Below are 17,254 nucleotides of genomic sequence, written 5' to 3' on the forward strand. Positions count from 1 at the left end.
CCGCACCACCCGTACGTCAGGAGCACCACGACCGTGAACCACCACGAGCCGCTTACCCAGCACCATGTGCAGGGCTTCGCCAGTCTGGCCGCCCGGATCGCCGAGAACATCAACTCGGTGGTGCTGGGTAAGCCGCACGTGGTCCGACTCGCCCTGACCGCGCTCTTCGCCCAGGGGCACGTGCTGCTGGAGGACGTACCGGGGGTCGGCAAGACGACCCTGGCCCGGGCGATCGCGGCCACCGTGCACGGCCAGTGGCGCCGTATCCAGTTCACCCCGGACCTGCTCCCGGCGGACGTCTCCGGGGTGACCATCTTCAACCAGGCGAACCGGGCCTTCGAGTTCCATCCCGGGCCGGTCTTCGCCAACATCGTCATCGCCGACGAGATCAACCGGGCCTCGCCGAAGACCCAGTCCGCGCTGCTGGAGGTGATGGAGGAACGCAACGTCACCGTCGACGGTGTCCGGCACCCGGTGCCCCGACCGTTCCTCGTCGTCGCCACCCAGAACCCGGTCGAGATGGACGGGACGTACCGGCTCCCCGAGGCGCAGCTCGACCGGTTCCTGGTGAAGCTCTCGGTCGGCTACCCGGACGAGCTGGTGGAGATCGAGGTGCTGCGTGGTGCCACCGTCCGCTCCCCCGAGGCGTTGGAGCCGGTCACCGACACCACCACCGTCGGCGAGATGGTCCGGATGGCGCAGCGGGTGCACATCGCCGACCCGCTCTACGCGTACGCGGTCCGGCTCGCCGCCGCCACCCGCAACCATCCGCACGTCCGGGTCGGGGTCAGCCCCCGGGGCGTCATCGCGCTGACCCGGGCCGCCTGCGCGTACGCGCTGATCGACGGCCGGGGCTGGATCCTGCCCGAGGACCTCAAGCTGCTCGCCGAGCCGGTCTTCGCCCACCGGATCCTGCTCACCCCCGACGCCCAGGTCCGCGGAGTCACCCCGACCGAGGTGCTGCACGAGGCGGTGGCGTCGGTACCGGTGCCGCTGCCGTCCGGACAGCTCGCCACGGCGCAGACCTGACCGCCGGGGCACCATGACGATCACCTCGCGCGGCTTCGGTCTGCTCGCCGGCGCCGCCCTCCTGCTGCTCGTCGGGTTCCGTTTCGGCTACCCGGAACTCGCGCTGCTCGGCACCACCGCCGGCATCGCGGTCGGCTGCGCGGTCGGCAACGCCGCCTGGCGGCCCCGGCTCGACGTGACCCGGGTCGCCGACCCGGACCGGGTCGGCCGGGGCGAGCCGGCGACCATGACCCTGACCATCCGGAACAGTGCCCGGCTCCGCTCGGCCAACCTGGTCGCCGAGGACCGCTGCGGCAGCCGACCGGTGCCGGTGCCGGTGCTCCGGCTGCGGCCCGGACGGGACACCACGGTCAGCTATCCGGTGCCGACCCACCGGCGCGGGGTGGTCACCGTCGGGCCGCTGCGGATCACCGGCCGGGACGCGCTCGGTCTGATCACCGTCGCCCGCTCGCAGGGCGGCACCGCCCAGGTCTGGGTGCATCCCCGGATCCACCCGCTGACCGCCACCCCGGCCGGGGTGTCCCGGAGCATGGACGGCCGGGTCGACAAGGTCCCCCAGGGTTCGATCACCTTCGACTCGTTGCGAGAGTACGTCGTCGGCGACGAACTTCGCCGGGTGCACTGGCGGACCAGTGCCAAGGTCGGCGAGCTGATGGTCAAGGAGCAACTCGACACCAGCCTGCCCCGGATCGTCGTCCTGCTCGACAACCGGGCGGCGGCGTACCCGAGAGCGGTCGACGGGGTGGTCGAGACGTTCGAGTCGGCCTGCGAGGCCGCCGCCTCGGTGGTGGTGGCCGCCCGCCGCGAGGACCTGCCGGTGACGATGCTGCTGGTCGGCGCCGACCCCGGTGGCGAGGTCCTGGACCGGCTCGCCGCCACACAACTGACCCCGGGTGCCCGGGGCGGCGACGACGACCCGCTGCGTACCGCCACGCTCCGGCTGCGTCAGGAGCGGCTCGGCGACACCCTGGTCTTCCTCACCGGGCCGGCGGGCCGCGCCGACCTGGGCTACCTGAACGGGCTCCGGTCGGCGTACCCGTCGGTGGTCGTCGGGGTCTTCGGCGCCGACGGGCCGACGCCGGCCGGCGGGGCGGGTCTGGTGGTGGTCGACGCGGCGGACGGCGCGGAGTTCGCCGCCGAGTGGGACGGGGTCCGCCGGTGGTGAGATTCCTCAAGACGCTGGCGGTGCCGGTGGCGCTGGTCGTGATGATCGGGCTCGCCGGTGCCGTGCTCGGCCGGGTGTACGCCGGTCCGCTGCTCGGCCAGCTGGTCCTTGGCGCGGCGGTCGGCGCGGTCGGGGTCAGCCTGGCCACCCGGCGGGCGCCGTCCTGGCTGGTCGCCCCGCTCTCGGTGCTGGCCCTGCTCGGCTACACGGGTTTCACGCTCTGGTTCACCGCCCGGCGGGCCGACCTGCCCGGCGGGCTGCCCGACGTCGCCGCCGACGCGGTCCGCAACGGCATCCCCCGGCTGCTCACCGCACTGATCCCGATCGAACCGACCCCGGACACCGTGATCGTGCCGGTGGTCGCGGCCTGGCTGGCCGGACTCGCCGCCGCCGAGGTGGGGATCCGGGCGGCGAGGGTGCTGCTCGGGCTCGCCGCCCCGGTCGGCCTCTACGCCGGGGCGCTCTACGTCGTCGGCCCGAACGCCGAGTCGACACCGTGGCTGACCGTCGCCTTCGCCGGCGCCGCCGCGTTGGCGCTGGCCACCGGCGGACGACCCGACCGACGTGACCCGGCGAACGCGGCCGACGCCGGGGCCGGCCTGACGCCGGCGGTCCGGGCCGCGCTGCGGTTGCGGACCGCCGCCAGCACCGCCGTCGGGCTGGTCGTGGTGGTCGGGCTCGCCGCCGTGGTGGCCCCGGTGGTGGCCCGGCAGGTCGGCGCCACCCCGGTCGACCCGCGTCGCTACGTCGAGCCGCCGCAGGTGGAGAGTCTGGACGAGAACCCGCTGATCCGGATCTCCGGTTGGGCACTGCATCCGGAGCAGACCCTGCTCGAGGTACGAACCACCGGCGCACCGCCACCGGACGAGCCGCCGCCCACCGAGCCGGCTGCCGGTGACGGCGAGGAGGAGCCGCCCGAGGACGGCGAACCGGCCGACGAGGAAAGCCCGGCCGACGCCGCCGAACAGTCCCGTGCGGTACGGATCCGGCTCGCCGTACTCAGTGACTACGACGGGGTGACCTGGCGGGTCGGCGGCACCTACCGCAACGCGGGCCGGGTGCTGCCCGCCACGGAGCAGGTGCCGGAGCCGGCCACGGTGGACCGGATCGAGCAGGAGATCACCATCAGGGAGCTCAGCGGCCGGCTCCTGCCGGCGGTCCCGACACCTCGCGAGGTGACCGGTTCCCGGGTGGCGTACGAGCAGGCCAGCGGCACCCTGATCCGCCCGGAGGGGCTGACCGAGGGTCTGCGCTACACGGTCAGCTCGGAACGGGAACACCCCGACTACAACCTACTGCCGGCGGCGAACGTGCCGTTCGGGGACGCGGTGGCCCGGTTCCTCCGGGTCGAGCCGGGCGCGCCCGAGCAGGTGCAGCGCCTCGCTGACCAGTTGGCCGAGGAGAACGGCGCCCCGTACGACCGAGCGATCGCGATCGAGACGTACCTCGCCGAGCACTACCGGGTGGTCGCCGACGCGCCGAGCGGGCACGCCTATCCCAACCTGGCGTTTTTCCTCTTCGGACCGCCGAACGGGGGCGGGCAGCGGGGCACCTCCGAACAGTTCGCCGCCGCGTACGCGGTGCTCGGCCGGATGATGGGTCTGCCGACCCGGGTGGTGGTCGGCTTCAACTCGCCGACCGGTACCGGCCCGGTCCACGGCGCGGACGCGCTGGCCTGGCCGGAGGTGCTCTTCGAGGGTCTCGGCTGGGTGGCGTTCAACCCGCTGCCGCTGCCGAACACCCGACCCCGACCGGTGGAGGACGAGTTCAAGCCGGAGCCGGAGGATCCGACGCCGCCGCCGGAGGAGACCACCCCGCCCCCGGAGGCGACCCCGGAGGCGTCGGCGGAGGCGGTGGCCCCGCCGGGCGGCGGCAGTGGACCGGGCGTACCGGTGCTGGTCGGTGGCGGCACCGGCGGCCTGCTGCTGGTGCTGACCGGGTTGGCCCTGGTCGTGGTCGGGATGCGGCGGGCCCAACGTCGCCGTCGACTCGCCGACGGTCCGCCGGCCCAGCGGATCGCCGGGGCGTGGCGGGAACTGACCGACGCACTGCGGCTGGCCGGCAGGCCGGTGCCGGAGCATCTGGCCGCCACCGAGGTGGCCGCCCACGCCCGGTCGAGCCTGCGGGAGCCGGGGCAGCCGCTGCCGCCGGGCCCGGAGGCGGGATCGGAACCCTCGGGCGGCGTCGGGGCCGGACCGTCGACCGGTGGGCTCCGGCCGGCGGTACCCGGTGTCGACGACCTCGCCGAGTTGGTCAACCTGGCCGCGTTCGCGCCGGCCGTCGCCACCGACGAGCAGGCGCGACGGGCCGCCGAACTGGCTCTGGCGTACGCCGCCGAACTGCGGGCGAAGCGGTCTTGGTGGCGACGGATGGTCTGGTCCCTGCATCCCGGCCCGCTCCGCTGGCGGGACTGACGACATCCTCGGGCGGAGGCTCGGTACCCGGTGGACGGGAGCGGTAGTCTCGCCGCGTGACGTTCTCGATCGTGGCCCGCTCGGACGACGGCCGGATGCACGGTGTCGCCGTGGCCAGCAAGTTCCTCGGGGTCGGTGCCCTGGTACCGGCCGCCGAGGCCGAGGTCGGCGCGATCGCCACCCAGGCGCACGCCAACCTGGCCTACCGTCCGCAGGGGCTCGCCCTGCTCCGTACCGGGGTGGCCGCCGCCGACGTGGTGGCCGGACTCGTCGCCGCCGACGGTGGGCGGGCACAGCGCCAGCTCGGGGTGGTCGGCGCGGACGGTGCCGGTGCCAGCTGGACCGGGCCGGAGTGCCACGACTGGGCCGGTGGGCAGGCCGGCGACGGCTGGGCGGTCCAGGGCAACATCCTGGCCGGTCCGCAGGTTGTCGACGAGATGCGCGACGCCTGGCTGGGGCTGACCGACCACGGTTTCACGGAGCGGCTGCTCGGCGCGCTCCGGGCCGGTGACCTGGCCGGCGGTGACCGGCGCGGTCGGCAGAGCGCCGCACTGCTGGTGGTGGCCCGGGGCGGCGGCTACGGCGGCGGCAGCGACGTCGTGGTGGATCTGCGGGTCGACGACCATCCTGACCCGGTGGCCGAACTCGGACGGCTGCTCGGGGTGCACACCATGCTCTTCGGCAAGCCGGATCCGGCGACCCTGCTCGACCTGACCGGCGCGCTCGCCGACGAGGTGTCCACGCTGCTCGCCGCCGCCGGTCACCCGGACGACGGCTCCGGGCTGGACGCCCGGCTCGCCGCCTGGGCCGGCGTGGAGAACCTGGAGGAGCGGATCGTCCCGGCCAGAATCGACCCGGTGGTCCTGGCCCACCTCCGCAGAGGCTGACCGACCGAGGTCAACCGAAGGCGGGCCAGCGCACGCCTCGGCGGTCGACCACCTGTTGTTCGGCTCGGGTCAGCGGCGAGCGGCCGGTCGCCTTGGCGATCAGTGTCAACCGGTCCCAGCCCAGCTCGTCGGTGAGCCCGGCCCCGGCCGGGCCGGCGGCGTCGGTGAGCAGCCCGGCGACGAGTTCGGCGGCCGGTGTGGTCAGCCACGGCTCCCGGTCGAGGGCCGCCGCCAGGTCCAGCCCGTGTACGCCCAACTCCACCACCCGGGTGGCCAGGAAATCGTCGACGGTCATCGGATCCCCGTGCCGGGTCCGGACCACCCGCTCCCCCGGCACCCGACCCGTGACGTCGTACGCCTCGCGCCAGGTGCGGTCGAAGTCGGCGGCGAGTTCGCGGCCGGTGGTGAAACCGCTGCCGTCCCGGCGCGCGGCGTCGATCCGGGCCGTGTCGGTTTCGGGAGTGAACTTGGCCGGCCCGAAGTAGCTGGCCGGGTCGACCTCGGCCCGGGCCGGTGCCGGTTGGGCGAGCATGCCGACGATCCGGCCGGCGCCGGTACGTACGTGCCCGAGCAGGTCGCGGACCGACCAGGGTGGGCAGCCGGTGGGGCGGTCGAGGTCGGCCTCGGTGAGCCCGCCGAGCACCTCCGACAGTCGCCCGGCCTCGGCGCGGAAGGCGTCGCGGGTTCGCATGTCGCGACCCTACCCGCCAAGATCCGTCATTCCGTCGCCGCCGGGTCGGGTCGATTGATGCGTCGGGGCACCACCCGGTGCACCGTACGCAGCACCAACGCCATCACCAGCGCGGCGGTACCGGCGATGCCGGCGGCGCTGCCCGCGTACGCGACGAGGAGCCGTCGCCGGCCGAACTCCTCGATCGGGGTCATCCGCTCGCCGTCCGTCCAGCCGATCGCGACCGCCGCCGCGACCACCAGGACCAGGCCACCGATCGCGAGCACGTTTCGGACCACCAGGTGTCCGTCACCGGGCTCCACCTGCACGGTGTCGCCCTGGACCAGCAGCAGGACCAGGCTGGCCAGGCTCCCCCACGCGCCCACCACGAGCAGGGCGGCGACCGCGTCACTCGGCCGGTGCCAACCGGCGGACAGGGTGGCCACGCCGGCGGCCGCGGCGTAGCCGGCGCCGAGCAGGGCGCCCAGGCCGCGCAGTCGCGGCGGCAGGACCATCACCAGCGCGATCGCGACCGAGGCGGCGACCGTGGTGTGGCCACTGGGCAGGCTGTTGCCGGCCGCCGCCCGCTCCGGGTCGATGCCGAAGTCGGGCCGCTCGATGACGTACTTGAGCGCCTGGGTGGTCAGGTTCGCGCCGGCGATGAGCACGATGGTCACCACCGCCAGCCCGATCCGGCCCCGGATCAGCGCGATGAATCCGATCACGACGGTGGCGGCCAGCAACGACAGCAGGGAGACCGCGTTGAGTACGCCGCCGACCACTCCCACGATCCGGTGCTGGCCGATGGAGTTACCGGTGAGCGCGATCGTGTCGAGCAGTTGACCATGCTCGGTGCGGACGGCGAACCACCAGACCGCGACGAGGACCACCACCTGTAGCAGGGTCGACAAGCCGAGCCAACCCGCCGTCAGGACCGTCTTCCGCCCGCTCATGGCGGAAACCGTAGTCGGGCATCCGGTGCTCCGCACGGCGACCCCGGTCGGGTCGCGATTCGCCTGGTGGCGGGCGGTATGCCGGCGGCGGTGCGGGGCGCGGTCGCACCCGTCGGAGAAGCCGTGGGGAAACAGCAGAGGGAGAGGCCGCCACGGGGGAAGCGGCCTCTCCCTCTGCCCGCCAGAATACTCCCTCCGTCCCCGTACGGCACGCCCAGCTGACTGGAAACTCAGCCGGAGGCCGGGGACGGGCCCGGGAGGCCGGTGGGGAGACGCCGCGGGCGGGCGACGTCGTGTCGCCCGCCCGCAGGTCGGTGCTGGGGTCCCGCCCGGGGAGCCCGCCCCGGGTGGGGAGTGGCGGGCCGACCGGATCGCTGCGTTGGCCAATCCGGCCGGACCCGCCACGGGTGGCCTGACCGTGGGAATCAGGCCCGTCTGTCGACCGGCGTCAGCCGAGCAGCCGGTCGTAGTCGTGCAACGCCATCGCGACGTCGATCTGAGCCCAGAACCGGTGGTACGTGAAGGTCGGCACCGGGCCGCCGTTCAGGTACGACTCCACCTTCGGCCAGTCCGGGTCGTCCTCGAGGAACGACCGGATGCTCAGGAACGTCGAGTTGGAGTTGATCGGGTCGCCGTTCGGCATGGTTCCGGTGAACCCGGACGGGATGTAGAGGCCCTGTCCGGTGCTGCTGTTGTAGGTGTCGTCGAAGCGGTTGTAGTCCGCCTTCGTCTCCGGCACCGCCACACCCTTGTCGTCCTTGTGCTGCAGGACGGCGTCGAGCAGCGCCTTGGCGGTCGCGGCCGCCTGGGCGTTGCCGGACCGGGCGGCGTAGTGCACCAGGACTCGGGCGTACGCGCCGGCGACGCCGACGTCCTGGGTGTGGTCGAGGACCTCGACCCGCAGGTTGGCGTTGTTGACCGACGTGGTGCCGGCGCTCCAGCTGCCGCCCGGCTGGCCGGACCAGCGCAGCGTCGACGGGATCTGGTAGGTGGCGCCGTCGACGGTCGTGTTCGCGATCGCCCAGGGCACCCACTTGTCCAGGATCGCCTTGGCCTTGGCGTTGCCGGTCTCGTTGTAGAGCTCGGCGACCCGGCCGAGGCTCCACGCCTGGAAGCCGAACCACTGGTTCGACGGCGGGTCGTGGTAGACCGGCTTCTCGTCGTACACCATGCCGTAGAAGGTCGGCACGCCGGACGGCCGGGCACTGTAGTCGCCGTTCCAGCTGTTGGTGGCCCCGCCGGCGATGGCCCCGTCGGCGGACTGCAGCCAGGTGTAGAAGTCGAGCTGCCGGTCGAGGCTGGTCTGCCAGTCCTGGCGGGCCGTCGGCGACCGCGGGATCAGCTCGGTCACGTTGGACAGCGCCCAGGCCGCGAACGGGTTCTGGTAGCCGCCGTGGTTGTGGCTGGAGCCGATCCGCCACGACCAGCTGCTGCTGCCACCCTGCGAGCCACCCCAGGCGTAGTACCAGGAGAGCAGGTACGCCGCGCTGTTCTTGCCGGTGCCGGTGGCGCAGGACGGTGAGGCGCACCCGGGCTGCTTGAAGTACTTGTCGTACATCGAGTAGCGCAGGTAGTCGCCCATCTTGGCGGCGTTGGCGATGGTCGCCGAGATCTGGCTCTCCGCGCCCTGCTCCTTGGCCCACTTCAGTGCCCAGTACGCGGCCTGCACGGCGCGGGCGTCGGCGTCCGGGGCGTTGGTGTAGCGCCACTGCTGGGCGTAGGACGAGTCACCGATGAAGATCGGCAGGTAGCCGTTCGGTCCGCCGTGTTCGAAGGTCTCGCAGGAGGGGTGCGGAACGGTCTCGAAGACCGACTCCTGCGGGCCCCGCTGGTAGGTGTTGATGTACGCCGGCTTGGTGGTGCCGTCGCCGCACCGGCCGTAGCCGTAGACGTTGTCCACGTCGAGCAGCCAGTGCATGCCGTAGACCCGGCCGCTGTTGTAGGTGGACTGCAGCTCCTGCGCGATCGGGTCCTGACCGACCTGCACGCTGGCGTCGAGCTTGCCGCCCTGCTGCGGGTAGAGGTCGGGCCGGTTGGCCTCGGGCGCGTAGTCGGCCGGGTCACTCGGGTTGTAGTTCGACTGGGTCTCGGACGGGATGATGTACCGGTCCATGACCTGCCAGGCCTGGTTGAACGGGCCCCACTGGCCGGTGGTCCGGCCGTACATCGCCTCGAGGAAGAGCCAGTAGCTGAACGCCTCGGAGGTGGTCTCGTGACCGTGGTCCGGGGCCTCGACCAGCAGCGTCTCGATCGAGTGGTACGGCACGCCCTCGGGGCTGAAGTAGCCGTTGCCCGGAGCCTTGATCTTGTTGTACAGCTCCATGAACTCTTCGCCGTACTCGCCGCTGGGGCCGCCGCCCTCGTCGTCGCTGACGGTCACCTGGGTCACCGACGGCGTGTAACCGCTGGCGCTGGCCGTGATGGTCGCGGTGTCGTTGGTGTCGTCCGCGTCCTGGGCGGCGTTGACCGCGACGTTGACCCCGGTGCTCCAGTTCTGCGGGGTGATCGTCGCGCTGGTCGCGCCGAGCGTGACGTCGGCGTCGCCGGTCTTGCTCAGCGAGACGGTGACGTTGCTGGTCGGCGCGGCGCTGAGCTTGACGTTCAGCTGGCCGCTGGCGCCTTCGGCGAGGGCGAGCGTCGCGGGGGTGACCACGCTGGCCTGGCTGGTGCCGGTGACGGTGAAGGCCACCTCGTCGGTGCCGGCCAGGCCGGCGCTGTCGTACGCCCGGGCCTGGGCGGTGTACGTGCCGGCCGGCAGGGCGGTGTTGGTGTAGCTGTACGGCGCGGTCGTGTCGGTGCCGACCAGCAGGCCGTTGCGGTAGAACTCGACGCGGTCGACGGGGCCCTCGGCGTCGCTGGCGGTCGCGGTGACGGTGACGTCGGCCGGTGCGGTGAAGCTCGCGTTGTTCGCCGGGCTGGTGATGTCGACGGTCGGCGCGGTGTTCTGCGCACCGTTGCAGGCGACGCCGTTCACGGTGAACGAGGTGGGACTGGTGTTGGTCCCGGAGTACGAACCGTTGAATCCGATCGTGGTCGACGCGCCGGTGGCGAGGTTGCCGTTCCAGGACATGTTCGTCGCGGTGACGTTCGCGCCGGACTGGGTCCAGTTGGCCGACCAGCCCTGGGTGACCCGCTGGTTGCCCGGGAAGGTGAACCCGAGACGCCAGCTGGTCATCGGGTCGCCGACATTGCGGATCGTCACGGACGCGGTGAATCCGCTCCCCCAACTGTTGGCGGTGTAGGTGACGTCGCAGCCGGGGGCGGCCTGGGCGACCCCAGGTGCGACAGCGACACCCCCCACCACCAGTACGCCGGCGGCGGCCACCGCTATCCGGCGTCTTGCTGACCTCAACTTCATTCGTGCATCTCCTCGCGGACCAGCCGCGGCGGTGCCGCGGCGAGGCGCCTCCTGCGCGTGGAGCCGGAGCGGTGCGCGTGGGTGGGAAGGCGCCGGGATGGTGGTGGTCAACCCGTCCCGGACCGGGGTCGGCAGACGCCGGAGGAGGCGCCGGACGTGGCGGCTCCGGTGGGTGGGCGCCGTACCGATGTTCGGATGCCCTCGGCGGCCCGCGATCGCGTCGGCGTGGCTCCCTGGCGCGATAGTTCGACAGTCTTGCATGGGAGCGCTCCCGCATCAAGTGGGAGCGGTTCCATGATCCTGAAAAGACGGTCGGGAGCCGTTCTGACCTGGACACTCACCGACCGATCCGGGCACAACGGAGTTTCCTCGACGTTGGCCAGATGTTTCGATCTTATTTTGGGTCTTTCACAAACCCGTGACGCGGGCTACAGTCCAACCAACGTCGATGGGAGCGCTTCCATTGATGAGGATGTAAGTAGCTTGTATCCGCACCACCACGGAGCTCGCGGACGTCGGCCCGACCAATCGTCCGCACTCCCGTTGGCAGGTTACCCGCTCCGGCGAGGTAGCCGCCGACCACTCAGCCACTAGGGCTGACGGCGGGCCAGCCCGGACTCCGCCGCCAGCCGCGACACCACCGTCGAGAGGAGGTGGAACCAGAGCCACTCGCGTGGCCCGGCTCCCGCGCGGCACGCACGACCTGGACGCCAATTCCGCTCGTGCGTGTTGGTAACTCACGGTGGGGACGGGGGTTGCCCTCCCCGTCCCCACACTACCCCCCGACCACAAGGGGGGTGCATCGGTCATCGGTACCACGCCCCGGCGTCGAACCGGTGCTCCGACCGCGCCATCGACATTCCCCGGCGACCGGCCCCGTCGCGACGCGACGCCCGGTCGCCTTGCTCATGGCGCACGTGGGGACGGGCAATGGACGAGGCCCAGACCCGCCATTGCCACCCGAACATCCCATACGCAACCGGCCCAGGGATCACTTACCCTTCTCCATGGGAGCGCTCCCGGCCATCTGCGGAGGGCCCCACACACGAGGAGACAGCATGTCCGTACTGACCCGGCGGCATCTGCTGCGCCGCGCCGCGTTATCCGCCAGCGCCGTTCCAGCCAGCCGCCTGTCGGTCGGCTCGGCCGCCACCGCCGCTGCGGGCACCGGCGCGACACTCACCGGCTGCGACGCCGAGTCCGACCCCGAGCGACGTACCTCGCCCGAGGCGCGCCTCGGACTGCGCTTCCCCGAGGGCTTCGGCTGGGGCGCGGCCACCTCGGCGTACCAGATCGAGGGCGCGGCCAAGGAGGACGGCCGCGGCGAGTCGGTCTGGGACACCTTCAGCCACACCCCGGGTCGGGTCCGCAACGGCGACACCGGCGACGTCGCCGCCGACCACTACCACCGCTACCTCGGCGACCTCGACCTGATGCAGGAGCTCGGGCTCGGCACGTACCGCTTCTCCATCTCCTGGCCCCGGATCCAGGCCGACGGCACGGGTACGCCCAACCAGCGCGGCCTGGACTTCTACCGGCGCCTGGTGGACGGCCTGCACCAGCGGGGCATCGCGCCGATGGCCACCCTCTTCCACTGGGACCTGCCGCAGTCCCTCCAGGACGGTGGCGGCTGGGAGTCCCGGGACGTCGCCTACCGCTTCGCCGACTACGCCGAGGCCGTCTTCGAGGCGCTCGGCGACACGGTTCCGGTCTGGCTCACCATCAACGAGCCCAAGACCGTGGTCCAGAACGGCTACCTGGGCGGCCACCACGCGCCCGGCCTGCGCAACCCCAGCGCGGCCTACCTGGTCGCCCACCATCTGCAGCTCGCGCACGGACTCGCCGTACAGGCACTGCGCGCCACCGGCGCCGACAGCCGGATCGGCGCCGCGCTGAACCTGCACCCCTGCTACCCGGCGGACGACAGCGACGGCGTCGCGGAGGCCACCCGGCTCTACGACGGATACGAGAACCGGCTCTACCTCGACCCGATCTTCAAGGGTGCGTACCCGGCGGACGTGCTCGCCGACCTCGGGCCGGACAGCCGGCTGGTGCAGGGCATCCGCGACGGTGACCTGCGGATCATCTCGGCCCCGGTGGACCTGCTCGCGGTGCAGTACTACACCCCGCTCTACGTCACCGCCGCCGGCGGCACCATTCGCAAGTGGCCGACCTCGATGGCGAGCTGGCAGCAGATCTTCCCCGACGGGATGTACGACATCCTGACCCGGGTGACCCGGGACTACGGCGACGTCCCGCTCACCATCACCGAGAACGGTCTGCCCACCCCCGACGTACTGGGCGCCGACGGGACCGTGGACGACCCGGCCCGGATCGAGTTCCTCCGCGACCACCTCGCCGCCGTACACCGGGCGATCGCCGACGGGGTGCCGCTGGAGAGCTACCACGTCTGGTCGCTGATGGACAACTTCGAGTGGAACGAGGGGTACGAGCAGCGCTGGGGGCTGATCTACGTCGACTTCCCCACCCAGCGACGGGTTCTCAAGCGCAGCGCACACTGGTACCGAGGTGTGATCGCGGACAACGCCATCTGACCTCCTGACCGGCGTACCGGCCACCACCCGGGCGGCGATCCGCCACCCGACCGCACCGCCACCTGGAGGATCCATGGAAGTACAGACCCTGACCCGCCGACACGTCACCGACACCGAACTCCGGATGCTGGTCCATCGCTCCTTCGGTGACCGGGGCGAGGTCGACACCTGGAGCGAACTGACCGGCGGGACCTACAACGCGGCGTACGGGGTCACCCTCACCGACGGCACCGACCTCGTGCTCAAGGTGGCACCGCCGCCCGACCTCAAACTGCTCAGCCACGAGGTCGACCTGATGCGCACCGAGGCGGACTTCTACCGCCGCGCCGGCCGGGTCGGGGTGCCGGTGCCGGAGGTGGTCCACGCCGACTTCGGCCGGGAGATGATCAACACCGACGTCATCTTCCTCAGCCGGATCCCCGGCGCGGACCTGCGCCAGGTCCGGGAGAGTCTGACCCCGGCACAGGTCGCCGCCGTCCGCGGGGAGATCGCCGCACACGCGGCCCTCCTGCACACCGTCACCGGCCCGGCCTACGGCTACCCGCTGCGGGGCAGCCGCAGCTGGCAGCCGTCCTGGCGGGCCGCGTTCGGCGCGATGGTCGACGACATCCTCGACGACGCCGTACGACTGGGCAGCACCCTGCCCCGTACGCCCTCGCAGATCCGCGAACTGCTCCGGCGGCATGCCGACGTGCTCGACGAGGTACGCCGCCCCGCACTGGTCCACTTCGACCTCTGGGACGGCAACGTCTTCGTCGAGGCCGGCAACACCGGCCCGGCCCGGGTCACCGGGCTGATCGACGGCGAACGGGCGTTCTTCGGCGACCCGCTGGCCGAACTGGTCTCGCTGACCCTGTTCCGGAACCTCGACGACGAGCCGGAGATCCTCGACGGGTACGCGTCGGCCGGACACGGCCGGCTCGACCTGACCGACTCCGGCCGCCGCCGGCTCGCCCTCTACACGTGCTACCTGTACCTGATCATGTGTATCGAGGGAGCCACCCGGGGCTGGGACGGCCCGGAGCGGGCCGAGTTCGAGAGCTGGCTCGCCGGGCTGCTGGAGGCACAGCTCGACGGGCTGGACCGGACGCCGGTGCGGTGAGACCGGCGGAACGCGGCAGGCGCCGCCCCGCCGGCCGGCCTCGTCCGGTCAGCGGGGCAACGCCTGCTGCAGTTCCGCCCGCAGCGCCGGGGTCAGCATCTCGCCCGCCGCCTTCGCCAACTTCGCCATCTCGTATCCCACCACACCGATGTCGGCCTCCTTGGCAGCCAGCACCGCCAGGATCGAACCGTCCCGGATCTGCATGACCAGGAAGTAGCCGCGGCCCATCTCGACCACGGTCTGCTTGACGATGTCACCGTCGAACATCTCCGCGGCGCCGGTGGTGATGCTGGACAGTCCCGAGGTCACCGCGGAGAGCTTGTCCGCGTGGTCCCGGGGCAGGTGCTCGGAGACCGCCACCAGCAGCCCGTCGGCGGAGACGACGATGGCGTGCGCCACCCCCGGCACCCGCTCGGTGAAACCGCTGACCAGCCAGTTCAGATCCTTCGCCGCTTGACTGAGCGTGCTCAATACCTATTTCTCCTCTTCGGTGCGAACGCCCACCGGCGTCATCGGTATCACCATCGTGTCCTCGGCCTCGGCCTGCCGGACGCCGCGGTAGTACCGCGACAACATCCCGCCCACCTGGTCCGGATCCGGCTCCTCGCGCGGTCTGGGGACTTTCGGCTGGCTCGGGCCGGAGTTGGTCGGCAACTGGGCCATCGGCACCCGGATCGGCAGGCCCCGGGAGTTCACCCCACCGGTCACCGTTATCGCGGGCGGGGCGTTGCCGGCGGCGGGCACCACCGGGGTGTCGGCCGCCCCGGCCGCCGACACCGTAACGCCCGCCGTGGACCGGCCCTGCCGGGACCACCAGGTGCTCGGCGGTGCCCCGACCGGGCCGGCCGCGCCGAGCACGTCCTCGGCCCGGGTCGGGATCTCCCGTACCGGCCGGACGGCGGGCAGGCCCGGTCCGGACGGGACGACGTCCGAAGTGGCGGCCCGGACCGCCGACGGCTGACCGCTGTGGGAACCGGCGACGGTGGCGAGCATCCGCCGGCCCGGGCCACGGCCCTGCTCCGTCGTCGGGGCCGGTGCCAACAGGCTGGTCGGCAACCGCACGCTGGCCACCAGACCACCCCGGCCGGTGGGGGCCAGCGCCACCCGTACCTGCTGGCGGGCGGCCAGGTGGCTGACCACGAAGAGGCCCATCCGTTCGGAGGCGGCGACGTCGGCCGCCGGCGGCACCGCGAGTACCTCGTTCGCCTCCCGCAGCGACGTCGGACTCATACCCAGACCCTCGTCGACGATCTGCACCAGCACACTGCCGTCCGGATGGGCGGCCGCGTCGATCTGCACCACGGTGTCCGGTCGGGAGAACGCCGACGCGTTCTCCAACAGCTCGGCGAGCAGGTGGACGAGGTCAGCGACGGCGTGCCCGACGACGTACAGGCCGTCGGGTGCGGTGTGCCGGATCCGCTGGTACTGCTCGATCTCGGCGACCGCGGCCAGCAGGACCGTGGAGAGCGGCACCGGCCGGTTCCACCGCCGGGTCGCCTCGGTCCCGGCCAGCACCAGCAGGCTGTCGTCGTTACGCCGCATCCGGGCCGCGAGATGGTCGAGCTTGAACAGGTTCGCCAACTGGTCCGGGTCCCGCTCGTCCTGCTCCAGTTCGTCCAGCAACTCCAGTTGGCGTTCGACCAGCACCTGGCTGCGCCGGGCGAGGTTGACGAACATCGCGTTGACGTGCCGGCGCATCGTCGCCTGCTCCAGGGCCACCGTCACCGCGCTGCGGTGCACCGCGACGAACGCCTCGGCGACCTCGCCGATCTCGTCCATCGACCGCACGTCGGCCGGCGGTACGTCGATCTGGGCGGTCGCCGGGTCTGCGGTCCGGAGCCGTTCCAGCGTCTCGGGCAACTCCACCTGGGCGACCCGCAACGCCTGGCTCCGCAGGATGCGCAGCGACCGGGCGATGGACCGGCCGATGGCGACCGAGGTGAGCAGGGCGGCCAACAGGACCGCCAGCACCCCGCCGGCGGTGAGCAGGGTACGGCGCAGTTGCGCCGCGCTGCGGGTGTCGGCCTCCTCGATCGCGTCGTCGAGCGCCCCCGACTCGACCTGACGCAGCAGGTCCTGCCGGTGCTGACTGGCCGACCACCACTCGGCCGGTTTCAGCAGCGCGGCACCCCGCTGACCGGAGGCGATGGTGCTCTCCTCCAGCTTGATCGCGGTCACGAAGCCGGGGTCGGCGCTCGCGTCGGCGTACCGCTGGATCTGCCGGTCGGTCGCCGACAGCCGGAAGCCGGCGATCCCGCTCAGCTGCTGGGCCCGCAGGTCGGCCAGTTTGACCAGGTCGACGGAGTCGTACCGACCGGAGCGGGCGGCCCCGTACAGCTCGGCCCGGATCCGGGAACTGACCTCCTTGAGCCGGGCGAACTCGACGTACCGCTGGACGGCGTCGGTCAACTCGGGGCGGTCGGTGCCGGGCGACGGCTCGGCGAGCAGCACCAGCAGGACCTCGATGACCCGGTCGTACTCGGCCAGGAGCGGGTCGGGGGTCAGGCCGGCGGCCGGCACCGCCGACCGGACGTCGGCGAGTCGCCTGAGCGCGTCGTCGGCCCGGTCGTAGGAGATCCGCCAGGAGGCCTCGCCGAGCGCCAGTGGGGCGGCCACCTCGCGGAACCGGGCGATGGCCCGGTCGGAGACCGGGTAGAGCGGCTCGAGCGCGGGCAGCGGCCGTCCCGGTTCGACCCGGCCCGGGGTCAGACTCAGTGCGGCCAGTTCGCCGGCGGTCTGGTCCCGTTCCCGCTGCAGCTCGTGCACCAGCGTGGTGATCTCCCTGCCCACCCGGACCTGGTCGGCGAACTCGTCCAGCTGGTCGGCCTGGCCGATCAGCTGGGCGGTCTGCACCCCGGCCATGAGCAGGAACGCGACCGACGGGACGACCAGCACCGCGGCGAGCTTGGTACGCATCCGCCAGTCCCGCAACCGGAAGGGCGAACGACGACGGTGCGGTACGACCCGGACGTCGAGACGGCGTCGACGGTGCCGCGAGACAGCACCGTACGACGGATCCGGGGCCACAGCCACCATGCCTCCTACCGTCCTCGATGCCGGGCGCGCCAAGGAGCCGAGTCATTTCAAATCAGGCCCGGTCCCGCTGTCAATGATCCAGTAC

The 17,254-nt window shown here is 72.3% G+C and carries 11 protein-coding genes; 6 read left to right on the forward strand and 5 right to left on the reverse strand.

The annotated features are described in order from the left end of the window. The first annotated feature begins 33 nt into the window (after positions 1–33). The 4 genes from ABGB05_RS06515 to ABGB05_RS06530 are packed head-to-tail and all read left to right on the forward strand — an operon-like array spanning position 34 to position 5,495. Entirely contained in the window at positions 34–1,029 is a 996-nt protein-coding gene (locus ABGB05_RS06515; RefSeq protein WP_347652267.1) for a MoxR family ATPase, read from the forward strand. Positions 1,030–1,042: 13 nt separating this feature from the next. After that, the gene (locus ABGB05_RS06520) at positions 1,043–2,194 is read left to right on the forward strand and encodes a DUF58 domain-containing protein (protein ID WP_347652268.1); all 1,152 of its coding nucleotides are present in this window, start codon (positions 1,043–1,045) and stop codon (positions 2,192–2,194) included. Then, positions 2,188–4,608: a transglutaminaseTgpA domain-containing protein gene (locus ABGB05_RS06525; RefSeq protein WP_347652269.1), complete on the forward strand. Its 2,421-nt coding sequence runs from the start codon at positions 2,188–2,190 to the stop codon at positions 4,606–4,608. The genes ABGB05_RS06520 and ABGB05_RS06525 overlap by 7 nt, the downstream gene beginning before the upstream one ends. A gap of 56 nt (positions 4,609–4,664) precedes the next feature. After that, entirely contained in the window at positions 4,665–5,495 is an 831-nt protein-coding gene (locus ABGB05_RS06530) for a DUF1028 domain-containing protein (protein ID WP_347652270.1), read from the forward strand. A gap of 10 nt (positions 5,496–5,505) precedes the next feature. Here ABGB05_RS06530 and ABGB05_RS06535 read toward each other — a convergent pair whose 3' ends face one another. From ABGB05_RS06535 to ABGB05_RS06545, 3 genes are all read right to left on the reverse strand, one after another. Further along, the gene (locus tag ABGB05_RS06535; RefSeq protein WP_347652271.1) at positions 5,506–6,186 is read right to left on the reverse strand and encodes a maleylpyruvate isomerase N-terminal domain-containing protein; all 681 of its coding nucleotides are present in this window, start codon (positions 6,184–6,186) and stop codon (positions 5,506–5,508) included. Between the two features lie 26 nt (positions 6,187–6,212). Continuing rightward, positions 6,213–7,118, reverse strand: coding sequence for a phosphatase PAP2 family protein (locus ABGB05_RS06540; protein ID WP_347652272.1), 906 nt, complete (start codon positions 7,116–7,118; stop codon positions 6,213–6,215). 448 nt (positions 7,119–7,566) lie between these two features. Continuing rightward, a complete protein-coding gene (locus tag ABGB05_RS06545; protein ID WP_347652273.1) occupies positions 7,567–10,476 on the reverse strand; it encodes a glycoside hydrolase family 48 protein in 2,910 nt (969 codons plus the stop codon). Positions 10,477–11,534: 1,058 nt separating this feature from the next. Between ABGB05_RS06545 and ABGB05_RS06550 the strand changes: the two genes are divergently transcribed. Next, on the forward strand, positions 11,535–13,031 hold the full coding sequence (locus ABGB05_RS06550; RefSeq protein ID WP_347652274.1) for a GH1 family beta-glucosidase: 1,497 nt from the start codon (positions 11,535–11,537) through the stop codon (positions 13,029–13,031). 73 nt (positions 13,032–13,104) lie between these two features. Beyond that, positions 13,105–14,133, forward strand: coding sequence for a phosphotransferase (locus ABGB05_RS06555; protein WP_347652275.1), 1,029 nt, complete (start codon positions 13,105–13,107; stop codon positions 14,131–14,133). 48 nt (positions 14,134–14,181) lie between these two features. Here the strand turns inward: ABGB05_RS06555 and ABGB05_RS06560 are convergent, their stop codons facing one another. Continuing rightward, positions 14,182–14,604 (reverse strand): roadblock/LC7 domain-containing protein, encoded by a 423-nt coding sequence (locus ABGB05_RS06560; RefSeq protein WP_347652276.1) that lies wholly within the window; start codon positions 14,602–14,604, stop codon positions 14,182–14,184. Positions 14,605–14,607: 3 nt separating this feature from the next. After that, positions 14,608–17,169 carry a nitrate- and nitrite sensing domain-containing protein gene (locus ABGB05_RS06565; RefSeq protein ID WP_347652277.1) on the reverse strand — a complete coding sequence of 854 codons (2,562 nt, stop codon included), beginning with the start codon at positions 17,167–17,169 and terminating at the stop codon, positions 14,608–14,610. Between the last annotated feature and the right edge of the window lie 85 nt (positions 17,170–17,254).

Source organism: Plantactinospora sp. B5E13, from assembly GCF_039871775.1.
Taxonomy (GTDB): Bacteria; Actinomycetota; Actinomycetes; order Mycobacteriales; family Micromonosporaceae; genus Plantactinospora.

Excerpts from the sequence above, each read along its gene's own strand:
- ABGB05_RS06520 (WP_347652268.1), top strand. The coding sequence starts at position 1,043 with ATGACGATCACCTCGCGCGGCTTCGGTCTGCTCGCCGGCGCCGCCCTC.
- ABGB05_RS06535 (WP_347652271.1), bottom strand. The coding sequence starts at position 6,186 with ATGCGAACCCGCGACGCCTTCCGCGCCGAGGCCGGGCGACTGTCGGAG.
- ABGB05_RS06540 (WP_347652272.1), bottom strand. The coding sequence starts at position 7,118 with ATGAGCGGGCGGAAGACGGTCCTGACGGCGGGTTGGCTCGGCTTGTCG.
- ABGB05_RS06545 (WP_347652273.1), bottom strand. The coding sequence starts at position 10,476 with ATGAAGTTGAGGTCAGCAAGACGCCGGATAGCGGTGGCCGCCGCCGGC.
- ABGB05_RS06550 (WP_347652274.1), top strand. The coding sequence starts at position 11,535 with ATGTCCGTACTGACCCGGCGGCATCTGCTGCGCCGCGCCGCGTTATCC.
- ABGB05_RS06555 (WP_347652275.1), top strand. The coding sequence starts at position 13,105 with ATGGAAGTACAGACCCTGACCCGCCGACACGTCACCGACACCGAACTC.
- ABGB05_RS06565 (WP_347652277.1), bottom strand. The coding sequence starts at position 17,169 with ATGGTGGCTGTGGCCCCGGATCCGTCGTACGGTGCTGTCTCGCGGCAC.